Below are 21,210 nucleotides of genomic sequence, written 5' to 3'. Positions count from 1 at the left end.
GAGCATGGCAAGGGACTTGCAATGCAAACCCATGCACAGTCGCTCCAGTTTCGGGAGATACCACCGTATGCTGCCCGATCGACTCGAGTTTCGTCGAGGAGCAATCTCGCATTTTCGCTAAGTTTTTTCCTCGGAAGCTAACGATCACATAAAGGAGATCACTCAGCGTGATCATCACGGGAAGGTCACCCCGCGACCCCGCCCGTACGGCCGGCAAAGATCGGACCGGTGCCCCACGCCGCAGTAAAGGTCTTGGTCCCAGGGGTTCCCATCAGGGCGAATCCGACGTAGAAAGGGGACACGGACCACTTGTCCGGGTGCGTCAGCCGGGTACCCACGCGCGACCAGCCGCGGGAGGCGCGTCGAGACGGGCTTGACCCGATCCGACGAATTGAGGTGCACGCTTGGTAACCCGGTGTGATGCACGGCAGACGGCGTCTCACAAGCGAGGCGCCGTCAGCTATGTTCAGCCGCGTTGCATGGCCTCGCAGATGGCCGTCGTCTCCCGGACACCAAGGCTTACCGCGGCGGCACACTGGCGTACCCATTCGGCCACCCCGCCGTCCACGTACGCCTTCAGGCCGGCCTCGTAGTCCTGCTCAAGGTGCCCCACCTCGACCGCGACGATCGACTTCGGGTCCAGGCCGAACTCCACCAGCGTGAGCCGTTCCGCGGCGCGCGCCACGACCCCGTCCGCGCTGCCGAAGGGACGCAGGACCGCCAGTTCCGCGTGCACGATCGCGGCCAGGACCAGGGCCGGAGCCTTGGTGGGCGTCTCCAGCAGGCTGAAGAGGGCGTCCAGCCGCGGTCCTCCCGCCGACGGCCGCCCGAGCGCGTCCTGGCCGACGAGACCGGCCGCCGCCACCGAGTGGAGGCGGGCCATGACCTGCCGGGGAGCCTTGCGCCAGGTCGGGCCCAGCCTGCCGACCTCCGCCGAGGCCCGCAGCGCGCCCTGCACGACCGGATCGGACACCTCGTCGCGGCGCAGCGCGTCCAGTGTGACGTCCGCGCCCTCCAGCGCCGCCGAAGCCCGCGCGCCACGCAGGGACGACTCGGTGGACACCGCGGGACGGGCCCGGCGCAGCACTCGATGCCGGTAAAGCCGGTCGACGGCTTCACGGGCCTCGTCGACGGCCTCGGGAACGCCGGGAAGCTTCGCGACTGCGGCCAGAGGGTCACTCACGCGTCCGACCTTACCTGTGGGTAACTCGTGGGGCCGCTGAGGGGGCCCATAAACCCCGACAAATTGGCTCGTTCCATCATTCTCTGCTTTCGCGATGACATCGGGTCAATAGCGAAGGTAATGACGAGGGATAAGCGCCACGGCCGGTACGGACCTGTCTAGACCTCTTGCTTGAGCCGCCCGCCACCTGGTGAAGTGGGACACGACCTAACCAATCTGGCCATAGAAGGAGCACTCAGGTGGCCCCGGAAACCCCTGGCACCGAGCCCCAGGCGCTGTCGAACCTGCTGCAGGAGAACCGCAGGTTCGCACCACCCGCCGACCTGGCCGCGGCCGCGAACGTGACCGCCGACGCATACGACGAGGCGGCGGCCGACCGTCTCGGGTTTTGGGAGCGCGCCGCAGACCGCCTGACCTGGGCCAAGCGCTGGGACACCACGTTGGAGTGGAACCCGCCGTTCGCGAAGTGGTTCACCGGCGGCAGGCTGAACATCGCCTACAACTGCGTCGACCGCCACGTGGAGGCCGGGCGGGGTGACAAGGTCGCCTACCACTGGGAGGGCGAGCCTGAGGGCGACAGCCGTACCCTCACCTATGCGGACCTGCAGCGGGAGGTCAACAAGACCGCCAACGCGCTCCAGGAGCTGGGTGTCGCCAAGGGCGACCGCGTGGCGATCTACATGCCGATGATCCCCGAGCTGCCGATCGCGATGCTGGCCTGCGCCCGCATCGGCGCGATCCACTCGGTGGTCTTCGGCGGCTTCTCGGCCAGCGCGCTCAAGAGCCGCATCGACGACGCCGACGCCAAGCTCGTGATCACCGCCGACGGCGGCTACCGCAGGGGCGCGCCGTCCGCGCTCAAGCCGACCGTGGACGAGGCCGTGGCCCAGTGTCCGCAGATCGAGCACGTGCTCGTCGTCCGCCGGACAAATCAGGAAATTTCCACGTACGACCGGGATGTCTTCTGGGCCGACATCGTCGAGCGCCAGAGCGACCAGCACACCCCCGAGCCGCACGACGCCGAGGACCCGCTGTTCATCCTCTACACCAGCGGCACCACCGGGAAGCCGAAGGGCATCCTGCACACCACCGGCGGCTACCTCACCCAGACGTCCTGGACCCACAACGCGGTCTTCGACCTCAAGCCCGAGACCGACATCTACTGGTGCACCGCCGACATCGGCTGGGTGACCGGGCACTCCTACATCGTGTACGGCCCGCTGGCCAACGGCGCCACCAGCGTCATCTACGAGGGCACCCCAGACACCCCGCACCGCGGCAGGTTCTGGGAGATCGTACAGAAGTACAAGATCACGATCCTCTACACCGCGCCCACCGCGATCCGGACGTTCATGAAGTGGGGCGACGACATCCCCGCGAAGTTCGACATGTCGTCCTTGCGCGTCCTCGGCTCCGTGGGCGAGCCCATCAACCCCGAGGCCTACGTCTGGTACCGCGAGCACATCGGTGCCGGCCGTACCCCCGTCGTGGACACGTGGTGGCAGACGGAGACCGGCGCGATCATGATCAGCCCGCTCCCCGGCGTGACCAGCGCGAAGCCGGGCGCGGCGATGCGCCCGCTGCCGGGAATCGTCGCCGACGTGGTCGACGACCAGGGCCAGAGCGTGCCCAACGGAGGCGGCGGCTACCTGGCCGTCCGCGAGCCGTGGCCGTCGATGCTGCGCACCATCTGGGGCGACGACGAGCGCTACATCGACACCTACTGGTCGCGCTTCCCCGGCATGTACTTCGCCGGCGACGGCGCCAAGCGCGACGAGGACGGCGACATCTGGCTGCTCGGCCGGGTCGACGACGTCATGCTCGTGTCCGGCCACAACATCTCCACCACGGAGGTGGAGTCGGCCCTGGTCAGCCACCCGAAGGTCGCCGAGGCGGCGGTCGTGGGCGCCACCGACCCGGTCACCGGCCAGGCGATCGTCTCGTTCGTCATCCTGCGCGGCACCGCGGAGGAGGGCGCGGACATCGCCACCGAGCTGCGCAACCACGTGGCCAAGACCCTCGGCCCGATCGCTAAGCCGCGCCAGATCCTGGTCGTGCCCGAGCTGCCCAAGACCCGCTCCGGCAAGATCATGCGCCGCCTGCTGCGCGACGTGGCGGAGAACCGCAGCGTCGGCGACGTCACCACGCTGGCCGACAGCACGGTGATGAACCTCATCTCGGAGAAGCTGCCCTCCGCCAAGAGCGAGGACTGAGCACCGAGGTAGAAGAAGGCCCTCATAGCCCCTATGGGGGCCTTCCTCATGCTTACGGGTACATTAATCACGGGTGTGCCGGGAAGTCTGGTCGGCGACAGGGGGTACCGACCCCAAAACCGCCACTCCCGAGGGGGAACCACCTTGCGCCGCGCCGCCGAGGTCTGGCCGTTCCGGCCCACCGTCCGCTACGCCCGCACGCTCGCCGAAGCGCTGCGCGCCGAGACGATCGGCGGCATCATCATGCTGGCGGCCACCGTGGCCGCGCTGATCTGGGCCAACGTGTCCTACGAGAGCTACGCCGCCCTCCGCGACACCAAGATCGGACCGGCGGCGCTCCACCTCGATCTCGAACTCGTCACCTGGGCCCAGAACGGCCTGCTGACCATCTTCTTCTTCGTGGCGGGGCTGGAGGTCAAGGAGGAGTTCGTCCACGGCGAGCTCAGCAACCTGCGCAAGGCGGCCCTGCCGATCATCGCGGCCATCGCCGGCATGATCGTCCCGGCGGCCATCTTCCTGCTGGTCAGCTGGGGTGCGCCCGAGGCCGGACGCGGGTGGGCGATCCCCACGGCGACCGACATCGCCTTCGCCCTGGCCGTCCTCGCCGTCACCGCCAGCGCGATGCCCGCGGCCCTGCGGGCGTTCCTGCTGACCAGCGCCGTCGTCGACGACCTCGGCGCGATCTCCATCATCGCGATCTTCTACACGGAGAACCTCGACCTGATCATGCTGGCGGCCGGGGCCGCGCTGATCTGCCTGTACGGGTTCCTGCAGTACAAGCGGGTCAAGGGGGTATGGATCTATCTGCCGCTCGCCGTACTGGCGTGGTACTTCGTCGAGGTCAGCGGCGTGCACGCGACCGTCGCCGGTGTGGCGCTCGGACTGCTCACGCGCGTGTGGGCGGACGACACCGAGGAACGCTCTCCGTCGGAGGCCGCCGACCACCACATCCGCCCGCTTTCGGCGGGCTTCGCCGTTCCGGTCTTTGCCTTTCTGTCGGCGGGGGTGCAACTCAACGCGTCAAGCATGAGCGGTATCTTCTCCGATCGGGTAGTTCTGGGGGTGGTGGCGGGTCTCGTGCTCGGCAAGTTCCTCGGGGTCTTCGGCGGCGCCTGGCTGTCGGTAAGGCTCGGCCTGGCGAGACTGTCGGAAGAGCTGCACTGGCGGGACATGGCGGCGGTGTCACTGCTGGCCGGGATCGGGTTCACGGTGTCGCTGCTCATCGGCGGCCTCGCCTACGGACACGATCCGCAGCGCGCCGACGCCGTCACCACGGGGATCCTCGCGGCCAGCCTGATCGCCTCGGTTCTGGCCGCGGTGCTCCTCAACCTCCGGGTACGCAATCGCCGCAGGGCGCTGGATGATGTTTGACATGGCCACCAGGCCCCGATAGGAGACGTTCATGCAGCAGACCACGGAAGAGGAATCCCTGGGCTCTCTCGTCGCCCAGGCGAGCCAGCAGATCTCCACGCTGGTCCGCTCGGAGATCGAGCTGGCCAAGGCCGAGCTGAGGTTCGACGCCAAACGCGTCGGCACGGCCGCGGGCCTGTTCGCCGCCGCGGCGTTCATGGCCCACCTGTGCCTGATCCTGATCTCTTTCACGATCGCGTACGTGCTGGACCAATGGCTGCCGACGTGGGCCGCCTTCCTCATCGTGACCGTCTTCTACCTGCTGGCCGCGGGACTGCTGGTGTTCATCGGCATGCGCAGGCTCAAGGGGCTCGCCGGCATGAAGCGCACCGCGCGCTCGATCAAGGGACTCAAGGAGATCGCCGACCCCGACGACGGCCTGGTGCCGACCGCGGGCCTGGCGGGCACACATCGCGAGCCGGTGAAGCCAGATGGCACCTGACGAGGCGTTCGTCCAGATCGAGGGGCCCTGGACACACCGCGGCGTACACGCCGGCGGCACCCGCTTCCACGTCGTGGAGGCCGGCGAGGGGCCGCTCGTCCTGCTGCTGCACGGCTTCCCGCAGTTCTGGTGGACCTGGCGGCGCCAGCTCGTCTCCCTGGCCGAGGCGGGCTACCGGGCGGTCGCGGTCGACCTGCGCGGCTACGGCGGCAGCGACAAGCCGCCGCGCGGCTACGACCTGCCCACCCTGGCCGGCGACGCCACCGGCCTGATCAGGGCCCTCGGCGAGACCCGCGCGATCGTCGTCGGCCACGACTGGGGCGGCCTGATGGCCTGGACCATGGCCGTCATGGACCCCAAGAGCGTCAGCAGGCTGGTCACCGTGGGCGCGCCGCACCCGCGCCGCCTGCGCCGCACGCTGCTCAGCCCCGGCCAGTTCAGGGCCAACCGCCACGCCCTGCGCTTCCAGCTGCCGATCCTGCCCGAGCGGCGGCTCGTCGCCCACGAGGGCGCGCTCGTGGGCAGCCTGCTGGAGGCCTGGTCGCGGCCCGGCTGGCCCGACGCCGAGACCGGCCGCACCTACCGCGAGGCCTTCCGCATCCCCGCGGTGGCCCACCTCGCCCTGGAGTACCACCGCTGGTTCGGCCGCTCCCAGCTGCGGCCCGACGGCCTGCGCTACGCCAGGGCCATGCGCACCGCGGTCGAGTCGCCGACCCTGCAACTGCACGGCCTGCTCGACACCTGCGTCCTGCCGCGCACCGCGCAGGGCTCCGGCCGATACGTCGCCGCGCCGTACCGCTGGAGGCTGATCGAGGGAGCGGGGCATTTCCCCCACGAGGAGACCCCCGAGAAGTTCGACGCAGAGCTGCTCGGGTGGCTAGCCGACCCGGAGCCTGATCGATGAGAGACCGCGACAGCGAGGGCAGGCCGCGCAACGCGCGCCCCCGCGACGAGTTCGGCCGTCCCCTGCCGTACGGCACGGCCGGGGTCCCACGCGTCCCCGACGACTACGCCCCCACCACCGAGCAGGCGCTCGACGACGGCCGCCGGTTCCTGTCCGAGCACAAGCCCTTCCACGCGCACGAGGTGTTCGAGGGCCGCTGGAAATGCGCCCCCGACGAGGAGCGCGAGCTGTGGCAGGGCCTGGCGCAGATCTGCGTCGGCCTCACCCACCTGCAACGGGGCAACGGGCGCGGGGCCCTGACCCTCTTCAGCCGCGGCGCCGCCCGCATCCAGGGGTACGGCCCGCCGTACGACCAGGTGGGCAGGGCGGCGACGGGCTTCGGCGAGGACAGCGACGCGAGCGCGGCCATCGCCCTGATCCTGCGCGAGCTCGAACTGTCGTAGCCCGCGGCTAGCCTGACGGCATGGCCGAACGCAAGCACGGGGCGCCCGCTCCGCCCACCGAGTCCGCGATCAGGTCAGGCGAGTGGGACGGCCGCGACCTCGACCATGAGACGTTCCGCCGCGTGCTGTTCGTCGACGTCGACATGACCGAGATGATCAACCGCGGCTCGGCGTTCGAGGAGTGCACGTTCTCGCAGGTGCGCTTCAACGTCTCCGAGCACGACGACTCCAGCTTCGTCAACTGCACGTTCAGGCGGTGCTCGTTCTTCGACGCCACGTTCCGGGCGTGCAAGTTCACCGGCAGCATGTTCGACGGCTGCAGCTACGGGCTGCTCAAGGTCGAGGGCGGCGACTGGTCGTTCGTCGGCCTGCCCGGCGCCGACCTGCGCGGCAGCGCCTTCCACGGGGTGCGGCTGCGCGAGGCCGACCTGACGGGGGCGCGGCTGGAGAAGGCCGAGATCCTGCGCAGCGACCTGTCGGGCGCCTGGCTGCACAGCGCCGACCTGACCGCCTGCGACCTGCGCGGCAGCGACCTGGCCGCGCTCGACCCGCAGGTCACCACGGTCAAGAAGGCGATCATCGACTCCTTCCAGGCGACGGTCGTGGCCGCCGCGCTGGGCTTCGACGTGCGCTGATGGCGTGCGCGGGTGTGGCTAGTCGCAGCGCTGGGTGCTGGCCGGGCTGACGTCGGCGCGTCCGGCCGACGCGTCGGGGCGGACCTCGTCGGCGGTCAGGACGTACCCGGTCTCCTCCTGGCTGATGGCCGCGGCGAAGATCACGCCGAAGACCTTGCCGTCGACGGTGAGCAGCGGTCCGCCGGAGTTGCCGGGCAGCACCTTGCCGCGGATCTGGTAGACCTGCCGGGTGACGTTCATGCTGCGGTAGATGTCGGGGCCCTTGGCGGGGATCTTGCTGCGGATGCGGGCCGGCTCGGCGGTGAAGCCCTTGCCCTTGGGGTAGCCGGCGATGATCGCGCTGTCGCCGCTCCTGGCCTGGCCGTCGAACTCCAGGTCGGGCAGGTTGAGGCCGGGAACGTGCAGGATCGCGATGTCGCGCTGCGGGTTGTAGCGGACCACGGTCGCCGCGTGCTTGTTGCCGCCCTGGTCGATGACCTCCAGGTCGCGGGTGACGCCGGCGACCACGTGCGCGTTGGTCATGATCCGGTCGGGTTCGTAGACGAAGCCGGTGCCCTCGATGTGCTTGTTGCAGCTCTCGGCGTTGCCCTGGACCTTGACGATCGACGCGCGGGCCTTCTTGAGCTTCCCGCCCTGCAGCACGCTGACGTCGGGCGGCGCGACGTTGACCAGCTGGTCGCCGCCGATCGCGTCGAACACCGGCGGGAACTCGGAGTTGTCGATGAACTGCTTGAACGGCTGCTGCCAGTTGCGCGCGGCCTGCGGGATCGCGTCGTCGACCGTGGTCAGCAGCAGCGAGTCCTTCACCTGGGTGACCAAAGGCGTGAACGAGGTCGAGACGATCAGCGAGCCGATCAGCCACGCGATGACCAGCACCGACAGCGCGCTGGCGAACGTGCCGCCCACCGCGTCGGCCAGCTTCGCCGGCTCCCAGGTGACGTGCGAGCGGACGACGGCGCCGATCGTCGAGGAGGCGAACTGGCCGATCGTCGCCGTCAGGAAGACGATCACGATGGCGAGCAGCGCCTGCTCGGTCGGGCCGCTGACCACGGCCTTGGAGATCGGCGGCGCGATGAACACCCCGAGCACCGCCCCGCCCACGAACCCCACGAAGCTCATGACGCCGATGATGAAGCCCTGCCGGTAACCCGAGATCCCGAAGGCGATCACGAGGCCGATCAAGATGAGGTCAAGCAGATCACCGCGCACGCTTCAAAGGTAACCAGCAACCGGGTCAAGTGTGCACGCCTTCGGCCAGGATGGGCTTACCCTCCGGGCTAGCGTGACGGCGTGAGCGTGCGCGAGATCGTCGAGACGGCCCTGACCGACCCCGACCCTGCCGGACCCGTCAGAAAGAGCGCGATCAGCGCGCTGCGAGCGCGTGGGGACTCAGAGTCCTTCACCCTGGCCAGACGCCTGTGCGCGGCGGAGAGCGCGGCTGAGCGGCTGCTGGGGGTGCACATCATGGCCGACCTGAGCGCGTTCAGGCTCCGGTCGCTGCCGATCCTGCGCTACCTGGCCGTCGGCGACGACGATGCGGGCGTACGGCACGCCGCCCTAGCCTCGGCGGGCCAGCTTGACGGCCTCGGGCGGCAGATCCTCGGTCACTGACGGATCCCACGGCCGCTCGAACCCGCTCATCCCCAGCACCCCGTCCAGCAGGCTCGCGGTGAAGCCCCACACCAGCATCCCCCGCACCCTGAACGCCGGGCCCGCGTAACCGCCGGGGTGGCGCAACGTCATCCGGTTGCCCGGATCCACCAGCTCGGCGACCGGCACCCGCTCCACCGACTCCACCTCGTCGGGGGCCGCCGCGTGCACCGCCGACGGCGCGTGCCACCAGCCCAGCACGGGGGTGACGCGGTTGTCGCTGCGCCAGATGTACACCTCGGGCATCGTGCACACGACCGTCACCCCTTGGGGCATCAGTCCCGTCTCCTCCTCGGCCTCCCTGAGCGCCGCCCGCACCGGGCCGCCGTCCTCCGGGTCCACGCCGCCGCCGGGGAAGGCGGGCTGACCGGCGTGCCTGCGTCCGCGCGAGCTGCGCTGGATCAGCAGCACGTCGGGCCCCAGGGGGCCCTCGCCGAACAGCATCAGCACCGCCGCCCGCCTGCCCGCGCCGTCGGCGGGCGGGTGCATGTCTCGGGGAGGTTGCGTGCGTACGGCTTTCGCCGCCAGTTGGTCCAGCCAGTCGGGCACCTGCGTCACGAACACCTCCAACGCGATCGAGCCCTCGCAGCTTCCCACCAAGGTTGTTCGAGATCAGGAGAACGGGCCGGGTCTGACGAGTTTCTGGGCGGCCTTCTCCTCCGTGGGGCCGGTGCCGTACGCGGGACAGAGGGCGGCCAGCGGGCACACGCCGCAGGCGGGCCTGCGGGCGTGGCAGATGCGGCGGCCGTGCCAGATGACCCGGTGGGAGAAGATGGTCCATTCCCGCTTGGGTATGAGCTCCCCGACCACGTGCTCGATCTTGACCGGGTCGGTCTCCTCGGTCCAGCCGAAGCGGCGTACCAGGCGCTGGAAGTGGGTGTCGACGGTCAGGCCCGGCACGCCGAACGCGTTTCCGAGGACCACGTTGGCGGTCTTGCGGCCCACGCCGGGCAGGGTGACGAGATCTTTGAGCTTGCCGGGGACCTCGCCGTGGTAGCGGTCGCAGACGGCCTGGGCCATGCCGATGATCGAGTTGGTCTTGGCACGGAAGAAGCCGGTCGACTTGATGATCGTTTCCATCTCGGCGCGGTCGGCGGCGGCGTAATCCTGGACTGTCGGATATTTCGCGAAAAGGGTTGGAGTAACCATGTTGACCCTTTTGTCCGTACACTGCGCCGAGAGGATCGTCGCGACCAGCAGCTCTAGCGGGTTACCGAAGTCGAGCTCGCAGTGGGCGTCGGGGTAGGTTTCCGCCAGTATGCGATTCATCCGGCGCGCCCTGCGCACCAGGGCGAGTCTCGACTCAGAGGGCATCTCCCTAGCCTAAGTGCGTGGCGGGAAGTGGGGTGCGTCACAATGGCAGCAGAGGAGGCAGAGTGAACACCGAAGACGTGCTGGGCAAGGCCCCCCTGTTCGCCGCGCTCGACCGTGAGAGCGCAGCGGCGCTGCGCACGAGCATCACCGAAGTCCAGCTGTCCAAGGGACAGACGCTCTTCCATGAGAACGAGACGGGCGACCGTCTCTACGTCGTGCTCGAAGGCAAGATCAAACTTTCCCGCCAGTCCCCGGACGGCCGCGAGAACCTGCTGAGCGTGCTCGGCCCGAGCGAGATGTTCGGCGAACTGTCGCTGTTCGATCCCCGGCCGCGCACCGCGACCGCCACGGCTCTGACGGATGTACGGCTGGCCGGGCTGGGCCACGACGACCTGCGCCCCTGGCTGACCGGCCGCCCCGAGGTGGCCCTGCACCTGTTGCGCGCCCTGGCCCAGCGGTTGCGGCGCACCAACGACGTGCTGGCCGACCTGGTCTTCACCGACGTACCGGGACGCGTGGCCAAGCAGTTGCTGGACCTGGCGGAACGTTTCGGCGCGAAGACCGACGACGGGCTGCGCGTCCACCACGACCTGACCCAGGAAGAGCTCGCCCAGCTGGTGGGCGCCTCCAGGGAGACGGTGAACAAGGCACTGGCCGACTTCGCCCAGCGAGGCTGGCTGCGCATCGAGGCCAAGGCGGTCGTGATCCTCGACATGGACCGCCTCCACAACCGCTCTCGCTGACCGCCCAAGGGCCCGTGCGGGCAGTTCTCCGTGGGCCCTACAGGCAGCAGGGGCCGGTTGTTGCAAGTGGTTGTCAACCTCTTCTGGGTATGGTCCGGCGATGACTGGACGATGGCAGATGGTCGCGGCCCTGACCTTATGTGTGGCGATCTTCTCGGTGAACTGGACCGTGTTGAACGCCGCCGGATCGATCATCACCTCCGAGCTCGGCCTCACCCCGGCGACCGAGGTCATGCTGGCCTACGCCTTCCCCGTGGCGCTCCTGGGGGTGCTGATCCCCGTGAAGGGCCGTCTGAGCGTGCTCCTGTGGGGTCTGGCCGGCTTCGGCCTGATGTCGGCCGCGGGCGCGTTCGCGGTGAACGGCGGCATGCTCGTCGCCTGCCGGTTCGGGCAGGGGCTGGCGTCCGCGATCGTGCTGCGGGCCGGGTTCGAGCTCGCCAGGACGCACCTGCGTGGCGCCACCTGGTGGCCGGCGGTCGCGATCCCGGCGGTGGTGGCCCTGGTGGGGCTGAACGCCGGGCCCGTGATCGGCGGCGTCATCTCCCAGTACCTCTCCTTCCGATGGAACCTCCTGGTCTGCGTGCCGCTGACCGTCGTCGCCGTGGTGGCGGTGGCGCTCTTCACGCCGCGTACCCGCCCCGCTCCTGAGACCCGTACGGACTTGTCCGGATAATTCAGGGACGGCTTCACCAGCCACAACGTTCTTGTCAGCGTGATTCCAGAAACGACCGGTCGCGGAGCGCACGGCTCCGCGACGGCAGAGAGGAATCCCGTTGTCCAGACTCATCAAGTCCGCGTTCACCACGGTGGCGCTGTCCGGCGCGCTCGCACTGGCGGCCACGTCCGCCGGCGCCGTACCCAGCTCCCAGAACGGCACGCAGACCAGCGCGCAGTCCTTCACCGGCGAGAACAGCCCCTGGACCGCCCAGACGATCGGAGCCTGGGGGAACATCCCGACCGCGTCGGTCAGCGTCACCGTGCCCGCGGGGACGACACGATTCGTCGACGCCCGCTTCACCGCCGAGTCCATCTGCGTCGGCGCGGCCAGCGCGTGGTGCTCCGTGCGCGTCGTCGTGGTCAACTCCGCCGGCACGACCACCGAACTGCACCCGGTCGCGAGCACGGACTACAAGTTCGACAGCCCCGGTGACGCCGAGGAGGCGCACGCCCTGGAGCGCTTCTCCGCTCCCCTGGGCCCGGGGGCCTACACCGTCCGGGTGCAGGCCCTGCGCATGAACGGCATCACCCAGTTCACCCTGGACGACTACGCGTTCGCCGTGGGCCTCGTCCAGCCCTGAGCGCTCATTCGCCGGCCAGGTAGTCCAGCTGGGCCCGGACGGAGATCTCGGCCACCGGCCACAGCGAGCGGTCCACGTCCGCGTACACCACTTCGACGACCTCGCGCGGGGTCCTGGCGCCGTTCTTCCTGGCCTGGCGGATCTGGTCGAGGCGTTCGCGGCGGTGCGCGATGTAGCCGTCGAGCGCCGCCGGCGGGTTCGCCAGGACGGGGCCGTGGCCGGGCAGGAGGGCGTCGGCCTCCAGGTCTTCAGCGGTCTTCCTGAGGCGGTCCAGGCTGTGGAGGTAGTCGGTCAGGCCGCCGTCCTGGGCGATGACGGTGGTGCCGCGGCCCAGAACGGTGTCGCCGGTCAGCATCGCGCGGTCCTCCGGCAGCCAGAAGCACAGGGAGTCGAAGGAGTGCCCGGGCGTGGCGTACACGTGGAGCTCCACGCCTCCGGCCCGAACCACGTCGCCGTCGCTCAGGCCCTCCGAGCCCAGGCGGTGCAGCGGGTCCAGGGCGTGGACGGGGGCGCCGACGAGTTCGGCGAAGCGCTTGGCGCCCCCGCTGTGGTCGTGGTGGCCGTGGGTGAGCAGGATGTGGCGGACCCGCCGTTCGCCCAGGTGTGCGACCACGCGGAGGAGGTGGGCCTCGTCCGAGGGGCCGGGGTCGACGACGATCACCTCGTTGGTGCCGATGACCCACGTGTTGGTGCCGTCGAGCGTCATCATGCCCGGGTTGGGGGCGAGGAGGTTCTCGGCGTGAGCCGTACGGGATCCGTCGGGGGTGCCGATCGGGATGTAGAGACCGCTCATGACACCATCAACCGCATCTCTCCCTCGATTTCTACCGCTCGCGGGAGAATCGTGATGATTTTTCGCTGTACGGCCAGCGCATCGCCCACCGACGCGAAGGCGGCCAGCTCGTTGAGCGTGTGGTAGGTCGGCGGCATGAGGAAGATCTCGCCGCCGGCCGCCAGTTCGAGCGCCTCGGACGGGCGTTTCCATGCGACCTGGTCGGCCTCGCCGCCCACGTCGCGGGTGCGCTGGCCCGGGGGCAGCACGGCGGCGAAGAAGCGGGTGTCGAACCTGCGCTCCTCCATCTCGGGGGTGATCCAGTGCGCCCACGGCTTCAGCAGGTCGGAGCGGAGCACCAGCCCGCGCTTGGCCAGGAAGTCGGCGAAGGCCAGGCTCCTGTCGATCAGCGCCAGGCGGTCGGCTTCCCAGTCGGCGCCGGTGGTGTCGGCGACCACGGAATCGGTGCCGGGCCCGGCCAGCAGTACCCCTGACTCCTCGAACGTCTCGCGGACCGCCGCGCAGACCAGTCCGCGGGCGGTGCGCTCGTCGGCGTTGAAGACCTCACCCCACTCCCGGGGGGACGGCCCCGCCCAGGCGACCGCGTGGTCGGTGTCACGCGGGTCCACGGAGCCTCCGGGGAAGACGTAGGCGCCCGCGGCGAAGGCCATGGTGGTCTTGCGCCGCAGCAGATACACCTCCGGCCCCCTGAGCGGCCCCTCCCTGAGGATCACCACGGTGGCGGCGTCCCGGGCGGGGACCGGTTCGATGCGTCCCGCGTTGATGTCGCGAGCGCGGCCGGCCAGATCCTTCGGCAGGGGGATACCAGTCACGATGACCTCCAACTAGAACATCACTCGGTCATGGTGACATATCCGGTCCGTCAGGAAACCTCGGCGATCAGCTCCACCTCGACCGATGCCCCCAGCGGGAGCGCGGCCACACCCACGGCGCTGCGGGCGTGCACCCCGGCGTCGCCGAAGACGTCGCGCAGCAGGTCGCTGGCGCCGTTGCCGACGCTCGGCTGGCCGGTGAAGTCGGGGGCGCTGGCCACGAAGACCACGACCTTGACGATCCGCACGACCTTCGCCAGATCGCCCACCTGCGACTTCAGGGCGGCGATCGCGTTCAGCGCGCAGATGCGGGCGTGGCCGGCGGCCTCCTCGGCCGTGAGGTCGGCGCCGACCCTGCCGGAGCCGACCAGCTTGCCCTCCACCATGGGCACCTGGCCCGAGGTGTAGACGAGGTCGCCGGTGCGTACGGCGGGGATGTAGGCGGCCAGCGGAGGTACGACCTCGGGCAGCGTCAGGCCGAGATCGGCGATCTTCTCCTCGGGGGTCATGCCTTCTCCCGCTTGAAGTAGGCGACCAGGTTCTCGGCGTTGGGGCCCGGCACGATCTGGACCAGTTCCCAGCCGTCGGAGCCGAAGTTGTCCAGGATCATCTTGGTGTTGTGGATCAGCAGCGGGGCTGTGAGGTACTCCCATTTCTTCATGCGGCTCAGCGTAGTGTGACGGAGCTCAATGCCCCCGCAGGAGGCTTCGGTAAGTGACCGCCAGGTAGCCTCGAATCGTGGACTCTCGGGACACCGATTGGGACGGCGTGCGACTGCACGTCGTCACCGGCAAGGGCGGCACCGGCAAGACGACGGTGGCCGCGGCGCTGGCACTCGCGCTGGCCGCGGGCGGGCGCAAGGTGCTGCTCGTGGAGGTGGAGGGCAGGCAGGGCATCGCGCAGATCTTCGACCTGCCACCGCTCCCCTACGAGGAGCGCAAGATCGCGGTGGCCCCCGACGGCGGCGACGTGTACGCGCTGGCCATCGACCCGGAAGAGGCCATGCTCGACTACATGGAGATGTTCTACGGCATGCGCCGCGCCGGCCGCGCGCTGACCCGGATGGGCATCGTCGACTTCGCCACCACGGTGGCGCCGGGCTTCCGCGACGTCCTGGTCACGGGCAAGACCACCGAGGCCGTGCGCAGGCGGGCCAAGAACGGCAGGCGCGTCTACGACGCCGTGGTCCTCGACGCGCCGCCGACCGGCCGGATCACCCGCTTCCTCAACGTCACGCAGGAGGTGGCGGGACTGGCCAAGGTCGGGCCGATCAAGAACCACTCCGACCTGGTGAGCGGGGTGGTGAAGTCCCCCGAGACGGCTGTGCACTTTGTCACGCTTCTGGAGGAGATGCCGGTTCAGGAGACGCTGGACGGCCTCGCCGAATTGCGTTCTGCCGGTCTTCCGCCTGGCGGAATTTTCATCAATATGGTCCGTGAATCACTGCTTCCGCGGGCCGTACTTGACTCGGCTGTCAAGGGCCGATTCGACGTGGGGGAACTCACACTGGGGCTCAAGGCGGCCGGTCTCGCCGACGGGACCGACGCGGTGGCGGTGGCCGAATCCCTCGTGGGTGAGGTGGTCGAGCACGCCCGCCGTACCGCGATCGAGCGCGCCGAGCGGGCCTCTCTCGACCAGGCCGAGCTGCCCCGATACGAGCTTCCCCTGCTGGCCGACGGTGTAGATCTGGCCGGCCTTTATGAGCTGGCAGCAAGCATCCGAAACCAGGGAGCCGCGTGAAGAAGCCCGCCCCCCTCGACGTCGACGCCATCCTCGACGACCGCGGGACCCGCATCATCGTCTGCTGCGGCGCCGGCGGTGTGGGCAAGACCACGACCGCCGCCGCGCTGGGCCTGCGGGCCGCGGAGCGCGGCCGGGGCGCGGTCGTGCTGACCGTGGACCCGGCCAGGCGGCTGGCGCAGTCGATGGGCCTCTCGGAGCTGGACAACACCCCCAGACTGGTGCACACCGCCGAGGAGGGCGGTGGCCAGCTGTTCGCGATGATGCTCGACATGAAGCGGACCTTCGACGAGATCATCGAGGCCCACGCCGACCCCGAGCGGGCCAGGCAGATCCTGTCGAACCCCTTCTACCAGTCGCTGTCGTCCAGCTTCTCCGGCACGCAGGAGTACATGGCGATGGAGAAGCTCGGGCAGCTGCGCCGCTCGGACGAGTGGGACCTGATCATCGTCGACACCCCGCCCTCGCGCTCCGCGCTGGACTTCCTCGACGCCCCCGAACGGCTCGGCCGCTTCCTTGACGGGCGCTTCATCAAGCTGCTCACCGCGCCCGCCAAGGCCGGGGGCCGCAGCGCCTTCCGGCTGCTCAACGCCGGGTTCGGGCTCGTGGCCGGAGCGATGACCAAGCTGCTGGGCGCGCAGGTGCTCAAGGACCTGCAGACGTTCGTCTCCGCGCTTGACGCCGTCTTCGGCGGGTTCAGGCAGCGGGCGGAGATGACCTACCGGCTCCTGCAGGCGCCCGGCACCGCCTTCGTGGTGGTGGCCGCGCCCGAGCGCGACGCGATGCGGGAGGCCTCGTACTTCGTCGAACGGCTCGCGGAGGAACGCATGCCGCTGGCCGGGCTCGTGGTCAACCGGGTGCACTTCTCGCCCGCGGCGGGCATCTCGGCGGCCCGCAGCGCGGCCGCGGCGGAGGACCTGGAGTCCAAGGGCGAGCACGAGCTGACCGCCGCCGTGTTGCGGCTCCACACCGGGCGGATGCAGCTCGCGGCCCGTGAGCACCGGGAGCAGGAGCACTTCGTCTCCGCGCACCCCACGGTGCCTGTCGTCCAGGTCCGCGCCATGTCGGAGGACGTCCACGACCTGGCGGGTCTGCACCAGATCGGGGAACTCCTGGCTTCGGGAGCATGAAAGCACGGCCGACGCTCGCCGGCCGTGCTTTCCACGCGGGGTTAGCCCGCTATCAGCTCGTTTGTCCGTTCGTACTCTTCTTTCGCAGACTCGAGCAGCTCCCGCCACGAGTCCACGTCTGGCCGTCGCCTCAGCAGCGCCCGCCGTTCCCGCTCCGTCATACCGCCCCACACCCCGAACTCGATGCGGTTGTCGAGCGCATCGGCGAGGCACTCGGTACGGACCGGGCATCCTCGGCAGATCAGCTTAGCCCTGTTCTGCGCGGCTCCCTGGACGAACAACGCGTCCGGATCCGCACCTCGACAGGCGGCACGGGAGGTCCAATCCGTGATCCACATTTCGACCCCACTCCCCTTAGGTGGTCAGTCGTCACTTGGGGCCGACGGGCGCGGGCGCCGAGCCTCCGTATTCAGTTGCCGCAGAGGAGAACGTATGCAACGAGACGTTCGGGCCGACAGACCCCAGAGGACCAATTTCTCGCCCGAGTGTTGACCGGGAATGACTAGTCACCCCTTCCAGTCAAGGCGAAATGGGGTTCGGTTACCGATAACGACACTCTTTCGACGTACTCTTGGTCCTGTGCAAGCTCAGGGCAAAGATCGTTCATCACCAGTCACGAACGTCATCCGGCTCATCGCCGCGGGGGCGGCCGCGGGTGTGCTGACGGCCGCCATCGCGCTGCCCGCCGTAGGCGGCGCCGGGGTGACGGCCAAGTCAGCCATGGAGGATCTCAACCTCAAGCCGGAGGAACTGGACGAACCTCCGCTGCCCGAGCGCACCGTTCTCAGGGACGCCAAGGGCAAGCAGATCGCCCAGTTCTTCTTCGAGAACCGGCAGTCGGTGACGCTCGACAAGGTCTCTCCGATCATGAAGACGGCGCTGATCTCCATCGAGGACTTCCGCTTCTACGAGCACGGGCCGATCGACATCGAGGGCACCATCCGCGCCCTGCTCAAGAACATGACCTCCGGCGGCGTGACCCAGGGCGGCTCCTCGATCACGCAGCAGTACGTCAAGCAGGTGCTGTTCAACGCCGCCGAGACCGACGCCGAGCGGGCCGCCGCCATCGCCCCCACGGTCTCGCGCAAGCTCAACGAGCTGCGCTACGCGCTGGCGATCGAGAAGAAGTACACGAAGGACGAGGTCCTGGAGAAGTACTTCAACATCGCCTACTTCGGTGCAGGAGCCTACGGCGTCCAGGCCGCCTCCAAGCGCTTTTTCGGCAAGTCGGCCGGCGAGCTCAACCTCTCCGAGGCGGCCACGCTGGCGGGAGCCGTACAGAACCCGAACAGGACCGACCCCAACGTCAGCAAGGAGTCGCGCGCCGCGCTCCTGGAGCGGCGCAACATCGTCCTGGACCGGATGGCGCAGCTCGGCAAGATCACTCCCGCCGAGCGCGACGCGGCCAAGGCCACCAAGCTCGGCTACAAGGACACGAAGTTCCCGGGTGGCTGTGAGACCAGCCCGTATCCGTACTTCTGCCTCTACGTGCAGTACGAGATCCTCAACAACGAGGACTTCGGCAAGACCCCCGAGGAACGCAAGAAGCTCCTGCAGCGCGGCGGGCTGGAGATCAAGACCACGATCGACCCGCAGATGCAGAAGGCCGCCGAGAAGGCGATCAAGAACTGGGTCAGCACCAAGGACAAGCCGGTCGCCTCGCAGGCCATGATCGTCCCGGGCACGGGTGAGATCAAGGCGATGGCCGCCAGCCGCAAGTTCGGCAACAACAAGAAGAAGAACGAGATCAGCTACAACGTCGTGGCCGACGCCAAGCACGGCGGCGGCGGCGGGTTCCAGCAGGGATCGACGGCGAAGCCGTACACACTGGCGGCGGCCCTCGAAGAGGGCTACAAGTACGGCGACGGCTTCCCCTCCCCGGCCGGCTACAACGCGCCCAGCTACGGCGCCTTCCGCGACTGCAAGGGCAACCGCGTCGGCGAGCCGTCCCACCAGGTGCGCAACTCCAGCGAGGGCGGCGGCGGCTTCAAGACGCTGCAGTCCGGCACGTGGGGCTCGGTCAACACGTTCTTCATGAAGCTCGAAGAGCGCGTCGGCCTGTGCAAGACCGTCAAGATGGCCAAGAAGCTCGGGCTCAAGCGCGCCGACGGGCAGCCACTGCGCGAGTTCGAGACCTTCACGCTCGGCATCAACGAGACCGACCCGGTCACCGTCGCCAGCACCTACGCCGTCTTCGCCTCGCGCGGCCAGTCCTGCAAGCCGCTGGCCATCACCGAGATCGTCGACCGCTACGGCAAGGCCAAGCGGTTCAAGCCCAAGTGCACGCGGGTCATGGACGAGGAGGTCGCCGACGCCGTCAGCGGCATCCTGTCCGGCGTGTTCACCAAGGGCACCATGAGCGGCGTAGGCGGCATCGGCAGGGACGCGGCGGGCAAGACGGGCACCACCGACGGCTACACGGCCGCCTGGTTCGCCGGTTACACCCCGAACCTCTCCTCCGCCGTCAGCATCGGCGACCCGCGCGGCGCCTTCGACAACCGCCTCATGGGCGTCACCATCGGCGGCCGCGGCTACAGCTACGTCTACGGCGCCTCCATCTCCGGCCCCATCTGGAAGCAGTCGATGCTGCAGGCGCTGAAGGGGATCGAGCCGGCGGAGTTCACGCCGGTGAACATGGAGCGCTTCGGCGGCTGCGGCGACATCTGCGCGCCCAAGCCGGTCAAGAAGGACAAGGACCGGGGCGGGGACGGCGAACCCGACGACCGGGGCGGCGATCCGTTCGACATGTTCGACATGGACGACGGCGACCTCGGGCCCATCACCCCGGGCAACTAGTCCTCCGAACCGTTGAGAGGCCTCTGGGAGGCCTCTCAACGCGTTTCAGAGGCCTTTTCCGGTACGGCCTTGCCTTTCCATACGGCCTTGCCTTTCCGGTACGGCCTTGCCGCGCGTTTTCCGGTTTCCGGGGTGGCTGGTCATGGATGCGACGTCACGGCGGCCCGCCCGTCAGACTGCCGGGCGTGGAAGCGCGGCCCCGCGGGGCGGCGGCGGGTGGTGGGTGGCGGCGGCTTCGCCGTAACGGATGGCCCCGATCACAAGACGTTGATCACCCGGACAGTCGCGCGCGCACGGCGGCGGCGACTCGCCCGCCCTCGGCGCGGCCGGCGACCATCGGGTTGAGCACCTTCATGACCGCGCCCATCGCCTTGGGGTCGGTCGCGCCGCTCTCCGCGATCGCGGTGTCGACCAGCGCGTTCAGCTCCTCGTCCGAGAGCTGCGCCGGCAGGTACTCCTCCAGCACCGCCTGCTCGTCCAGCTCCGCCTGGGCCTGCGCGGCGCGCCCGGCGTTGCCGAACGCCTCGGCCGCCTCGCGGCGCTTCTTGGCCTCCTTGGTCAGCACCTTGACGATCTCGTCGTCGCTGAGCTCCCTGGCCTGCTTGCCCGAAACCTCCTCGACGTTGACGGCCGACAGGACCATCCTGATCGTGCGGAGGCGGACCTCGTCCTTGGCCTTCATGGAGGCCGTCAGATCGGCCTTCAGCTTGTCCTTCAATGCGCTCATGCGGTCCATCTTGCCGCTTGAGCGGCACCTCTCGTGCCGGATGTCGGGCATCATGAGTACGTGAGGAAAGCCGCCGCCATACCACTGTCCCTGCTGGGTCTCGGCATCGCCGGGCTCGGGTACGCCTCGGTCGTCGAGCGCAACTGGTTCCGGCTGCGCCGATTCGACGTTCCGGTCCTGGCCCGGGGGCAGCGCCCGGTGCGCATCCTCCACCTGTCCGACCTGCACCTGACGCCCGGCCGCAAGAAGCTCATCAACTGGGTACGCTCGCTCGGCTCACTCGAACCCGACCTGGTGGTCAACACCGGCGACTCGATCGCCCACCCGGACGCCGTCCCGTCGCTGCTCCACGCCCTGGAGCCGCTCATGTCCCGCCCCGGCCTGTTCGTGTACGGCTCCAACGACCTGTACGCGCCCGTGTTCAAGAACCCCGCCCGCTACCTGTGGCGCACCTCCCGCAACGAGCGTCGCCAGCATGTCCCGTCGCTCCCGTGGCGAGAGCTGGGCGAAGGCATGGCCGCCGAAGGCTGGCTGGACATGAACAACACGACAGCCCGCCTGAAGGTCGCCGACCTGGACGTGGCCGTGGCCGGCATCCACGACTCCCACATCGACCGCGACCGCTACGACCTGGTAGCCGGCCCCGCCCCCGCGGACGCCGACCTGCGCCTGGGCGTCATGCACTCCCCCGAGCCCCGCAACATGACCCGCTTCGCCGCCGACGGCTACCAGCTCCTGCTCGCCGGCCACACCCACGGCGGCCAGCTCTGCATCCCCTTCTACGGCGCCCTGGTCACCAACTGCGGCATCGATCGGGCCCGCGTCAAGGGCCTGAGCACCCACGACTCCGCCTGGCTCCACGTCTCCGCCGGCCTGGGCACCTCCCCGTACGCCCCGGTCCGCTTCGCCTGCTTCCCCGAGGCGACCCTGCTCACCTTGGTACCGCGCCGCTGACGGATTATCCGGTCACAAGCACC

At 69.2% G+C, this 21,210-nt stretch carries 24 protein-coding genes; 14 read left to right on the top strand and 10 right to left on the bottom strand.

Annotated elements, in window-relative coordinates:
• Positions 1-466: 466 nt before the first annotated feature.
• Positions 467-1,183 carry an oxidoreductase gene (locus ACIBHY_RS23110; protein WP_397307677.1) on the bottom strand — a complete coding sequence of 239 codons (717 nt, stop codon included), beginning with the start codon at positions 1,181-1,183 and terminating at the stop codon, positions 467-469.
• Between the two features lie 239 nt (positions 1,184-1,422).
• On the opposite strand from ACIBHY_RS23110, the gene acs reads away from it, so the two are divergent.
• The 6 genes from acs (at position 1,423) to ACIBHY_RS23080 (ending at position 7,230) form a co-directional block, all read left to right on the top strand.
• Positions 1,423-3,396, top strand: a complete 1,974-nt coding sequence (gene acs, locus ACIBHY_RS23105) for an acetate--CoA ligase (RefSeq protein WP_397247472.1) — start codon at positions 1,423-1,425, stop codon at positions 3,394-3,396.
• Positions 3,397-3,540: 144 nt separating this feature from the next.
• Complete coding sequence (nhaA, locus tag ACIBHY_RS23100) at positions 3,541-4,767, top strand: Na+/H+ antiporter NhaA (RefSeq protein ID WP_397247470.1); 1,227 nt, start codon at positions 3,541-3,543, stop codon at positions 4,765-4,767.
• A gap of 31 nt (positions 4,768-4,798) precedes the next feature.
• Positions 4,799-5,248, top strand: coding sequence for a phage holin family protein (locus ACIBHY_RS23095; protein ID WP_397247468.1), 450 nt, complete (start codon positions 4,799-4,801; stop codon positions 5,246-5,248).
• A complete protein-coding gene (locus ACIBHY_RS23090) occupies positions 5,238-6,152 on the top strand; it encodes an alpha/beta fold hydrolase (protein WP_397307676.1) in 915 nt (304 codons plus the stop codon). The genes ACIBHY_RS23095 and ACIBHY_RS23090 overlap by 11 nt, the downstream gene beginning before the upstream one ends.
• The gene (locus ACIBHY_RS23085; RefSeq protein ID WP_397247464.1) at positions 6,149-6,595 is read left to right on the top strand and encodes a DUF309 domain-containing protein; all 447 of its coding nucleotides are present in this window, start codon (positions 6,149-6,151) and stop codon (positions 6,593-6,595) included. The genes ACIBHY_RS23090 and ACIBHY_RS23085 overlap by 4 nt, the downstream gene beginning before the upstream one ends.
• A gap of 20 nt (positions 6,596-6,615) precedes the next feature.
• On the top strand, positions 6,616-7,230 hold the full coding sequence (locus ACIBHY_RS23080; RefSeq protein ID WP_397247462.1) for a pentapeptide repeat-containing protein: 615 nt from the start codon (positions 6,616-6,618) through the stop codon (positions 7,228-7,230).
• A gap of 18 nt (positions 7,231-7,248) precedes the next feature.
• Here ACIBHY_RS23080 and ACIBHY_RS23075 read toward each other — a convergent pair whose 3' ends face one another.
• Entirely contained in the window at positions 7,249-8,439 is a 1,191-nt protein-coding gene (locus ACIBHY_RS23075; protein ID WP_397247460.1) for a MarP family serine protease, read from the bottom strand.
• A gap of 81 nt (positions 8,440-8,520) precedes the next feature.
• Here ACIBHY_RS23075 and ACIBHY_RS23070 point away from each other — a divergent pair, with 81 nt between their 5' ends.
• Positions 8,521-8,841, top strand: coding sequence for a hypothetical protein (locus ACIBHY_RS23070; RefSeq protein WP_397307675.1), 321 nt, complete (start codon positions 8,521-8,523; stop codon positions 8,839-8,841).
• Here the strand turns inward: ACIBHY_RS23070 and ACIBHY_RS23065 are convergent.
• Both ACIBHY_RS23065 and nth read right to left on the bottom strand, forming a co-directional pair.
• Entirely contained in the window at positions 8,788-9,438 is a 651-nt protein-coding gene (locus ACIBHY_RS23065) for an NUDIX hydrolase (RefSeq protein WP_397307674.1), read from the bottom strand. The genes ACIBHY_RS23070 and ACIBHY_RS23065 overlap by 54 nt on opposite strands.
• A 54-nt stretch (positions 9,439-9,492) precedes the next feature.
• Positions 9,493-10,149, bottom strand: a complete 657-nt coding sequence (gene nth, locus ACIBHY_RS23060; RefSeq protein WP_397247454.1) for an endonuclease III — start codon at positions 10,147-10,149, stop codon at positions 9,493-9,495.
• A gap of 107 nt (positions 10,150-10,256) precedes the next feature.
• Here nth and ACIBHY_RS23055 point away from each other — a divergent pair, with 107 nt between their 5' ends.
• The 3 genes from ACIBHY_RS23055 (at position 10,257) to ACIBHY_RS23045 (ending at position 12,235) form a co-directional block, all read left to right on the top strand.
• On the top strand, positions 10,257-10,937 hold the full coding sequence (locus ACIBHY_RS23055) for a Crp/Fnr family transcriptional regulator (RefSeq protein ID WP_184958766.1): 681 nt from the start codon (positions 10,257-10,259) through the stop codon (positions 10,935-10,937).
• Between the two features lie 100 nt (positions 10,938-11,037).
• Positions 11,038-11,610: an MFS transporter gene (locus tag ACIBHY_RS23050; RefSeq protein ID WP_397247452.1), complete on the top strand. Its 573-nt coding sequence runs from the start codon at positions 11,038-11,040 to the stop codon at positions 11,608-11,610.
• Positions 11,611-11,710: 100 nt separating this feature from the next.
• On the top strand, positions 11,711-12,235 hold the full coding sequence (locus tag ACIBHY_RS23045) for a hypothetical protein (protein ID WP_397307673.1): 525 nt from the start codon (positions 11,711-11,713) through the stop codon (positions 12,233-12,235).
• A gap of 4 nt (positions 12,236-12,239) precedes the next feature.
• Here the strand turns inward: ACIBHY_RS23045 and ACIBHY_RS23040 are convergent, their stop codons facing one another.
• From ACIBHY_RS23040 to ACIBHY_RS23025, 4 genes are read right to left on the bottom strand one after another with little or no spacing between them, the layout of a single operon-like run.
• Complete coding sequence (locus tag ACIBHY_RS23040; RefSeq protein WP_397247448.1) at positions 12,240-13,028, bottom strand: MBL fold metallo-hydrolase; 789 nt, start codon at positions 13,026-13,028, stop codon at positions 12,240-12,242.
• Positions 13,025-13,831: an NUDIX hydrolase gene (locus ACIBHY_RS23035; protein ID WP_397248028.1), complete on the bottom strand. Its 807-nt coding sequence runs from the start codon at positions 13,829-13,831 to the stop codon at positions 13,025-13,027. Before ACIBHY_RS23035 ends, ACIBHY_RS23040 begins: the two co-directional genes overlap by 4 nt.
• A gap of 59 nt (positions 13,832-13,890) precedes the next feature.
• On the bottom strand, positions 13,891-14,349 hold the full coding sequence (locus tag ACIBHY_RS23030; RefSeq protein ID WP_397247446.1) for a RidA family protein: 459 nt from the start codon (positions 14,347-14,349) through the stop codon (positions 13,891-13,893).
• On the bottom strand, positions 14,346-14,501 hold the full coding sequence (locus tag ACIBHY_RS23025) for a DUF4177 domain-containing protein (protein WP_181019660.1): 156 nt from the start codon (positions 14,499-14,501) through the stop codon (positions 14,346-14,348). The genes ACIBHY_RS23030 and ACIBHY_RS23025 overlap by 4 nt, the downstream gene beginning before the upstream one ends.
• A gap of 77 nt (positions 14,502-14,578) precedes the next feature.
• Between ACIBHY_RS23025 and ACIBHY_RS23020 the strand changes: the two genes are divergently transcribed.
• A complete protein-coding gene (locus ACIBHY_RS23020) occupies positions 14,579-15,580 on the top strand; it encodes an ArsA-related P-loop ATPase (protein ID WP_397247444.1) in 1,002 nt (333 codons plus the stop codon).
• Entirely contained in the window at positions 15,577-16,710 is a 1,134-nt protein-coding gene (locus tag ACIBHY_RS23015; protein ID WP_397103762.1) for an ArsA family ATPase, read from the top strand. The genes ACIBHY_RS23020 and ACIBHY_RS23015 overlap by 4 nt, the downstream gene beginning before the upstream one ends.
• A 41-nt stretch (positions 16,711-16,751) precedes the next feature.
• On the opposite strand, the gene ACIBHY_RS23010 is transcribed toward ACIBHY_RS23015, so the two are convergent.
• The gene (locus tag ACIBHY_RS23010) at positions 16,752-17,048 is read right to left on the bottom strand and encodes a WhiB family transcriptional regulator (RefSeq protein WP_148036282.1); all 297 of its coding nucleotides are present in this window, start codon (positions 17,046-17,048) and stop codon (positions 16,752-16,754) included.
• A 241-nt stretch (positions 17,049-17,289) separates the two neighbouring features.
• On the opposite strand from ACIBHY_RS23010, the gene ACIBHY_RS23005 reads away from it, so the two are divergent.
• A complete protein-coding gene (locus tag ACIBHY_RS23005; protein WP_397247442.1) occupies positions 17,290-19,506 on the top strand; it encodes a transglycosylase domain-containing protein in 2,217 nt (738 codons plus the stop codon).
• 271 nt (positions 19,507-19,777) lie between these two features.
• Here the strand turns inward: ACIBHY_RS23005 and ACIBHY_RS23000 are convergent, their stop codons facing one another.
• Entirely contained in the window at positions 19,778-20,233 is a 456-nt protein-coding gene (locus ACIBHY_RS23000; protein ID WP_397247440.1) for a GatB/YqeY domain-containing protein, read from the bottom strand.
• A 60-nt stretch (positions 20,234-20,293) separates the two neighbouring features.
• Between ACIBHY_RS23000 and ACIBHY_RS22995 the strand changes: the two genes are divergently transcribed.
• A complete protein-coding gene (locus tag ACIBHY_RS22995) occupies positions 20,294-21,187 on the top strand; it encodes a metallophosphoesterase (RefSeq protein ID WP_379611303.1) in 894 nt (297 codons plus the stop codon).
• Positions 21,188-21,210: the final 23 nt, after the last annotated feature.

The organism is Nonomuraea sp. NPDC050547 (assembly GCF_044457345.1).
Lineage (GTDB): Bacteria > Actinomycetota > Actinomycetes > Streptosporangiales > Streptosporangiaceae > Nonomuraea.
This window is presented reverse-complemented; position numbering and strand designations above follow the sequence as displayed.

What these genes read in the sequence shown, in the direction of transcription:
- ACIBHY_RS23095 (WP_397247468.1), top strand. Translation starts at nt 4,799, where the DNA reads ATGCAGCAGACCACGGAAGAGGAATCCCTGGGCTCTCTCGTCGCCCAG.
- ACIBHY_RS23090 (WP_397307676.1), top strand. Translation starts at nt 5,238, where the DNA reads ATGGCACCTGACGAGGCGTTCGTCCAGATCGAGGGGCCCTGGACACAC.
- ACIBHY_RS23085 (WP_397247464.1), top strand. Translation starts at nt 6,149, where the DNA reads ATGAGAGACCGCGACAGCGAGGGCAGGCCGCGCAACGCGCGCCCCCGC.
- ACIBHY_RS23080 (WP_397247462.1), top strand. Translation starts at nt 6,616, where the DNA reads ATGGCCGAACGCAAGCACGGGGCGCCCGCTCCGCCCACCGAGTCCGCG.
- nth (WP_397247454.1), bottom strand. Translation starts at nt 10,149, where the DNA reads ATGAATCGCATACTGGCGGAAACCTACCCCGACGCCCACTGCGAGCTC.
- ACIBHY_RS23050 (WP_397247452.1), top strand. Translation starts at nt 11,038, where the DNA reads ATGACTGGACGATGGCAGATGGTCGCGGCCCTGACCTTATGTGTGGCG.
- ACIBHY_RS23040 (WP_397247448.1), bottom strand. Translation starts at nt 13,028, where the DNA reads ATGAGCGGTCTCTACATCCCGATCGGCACCCCCGACGGATCCCGTACG.
- ACIBHY_RS23030 (WP_397247446.1), bottom strand. Translation starts at nt 14,349, where the DNA reads ATGACCCCCGAGGAGAAGATCGCCGATCTCGGCCTGACGCTGCCCGAG.
- ACIBHY_RS23025 (WP_181019660.1), bottom strand. Translation starts at nt 14,501, where the DNA reads ATGAAGAAATGGGAGTACCTCACAGCCCCGCTGCTGATCCACAACACC.
- ACIBHY_RS23010 (WP_148036282.1), bottom strand. Translation starts at nt 17,048, where the DNA reads ATGTGGATCACGGATTGGACCTCCCGTGCCGCCTGTCGAGGTGCGGAT.
- ACIBHY_RS23000 (WP_397247440.1), bottom strand. Translation starts at nt 20,233, where the DNA reads ATGAGCGCATTGAAGGACAAGCTGAAGGCCGATCTGACGGCCTCCATG.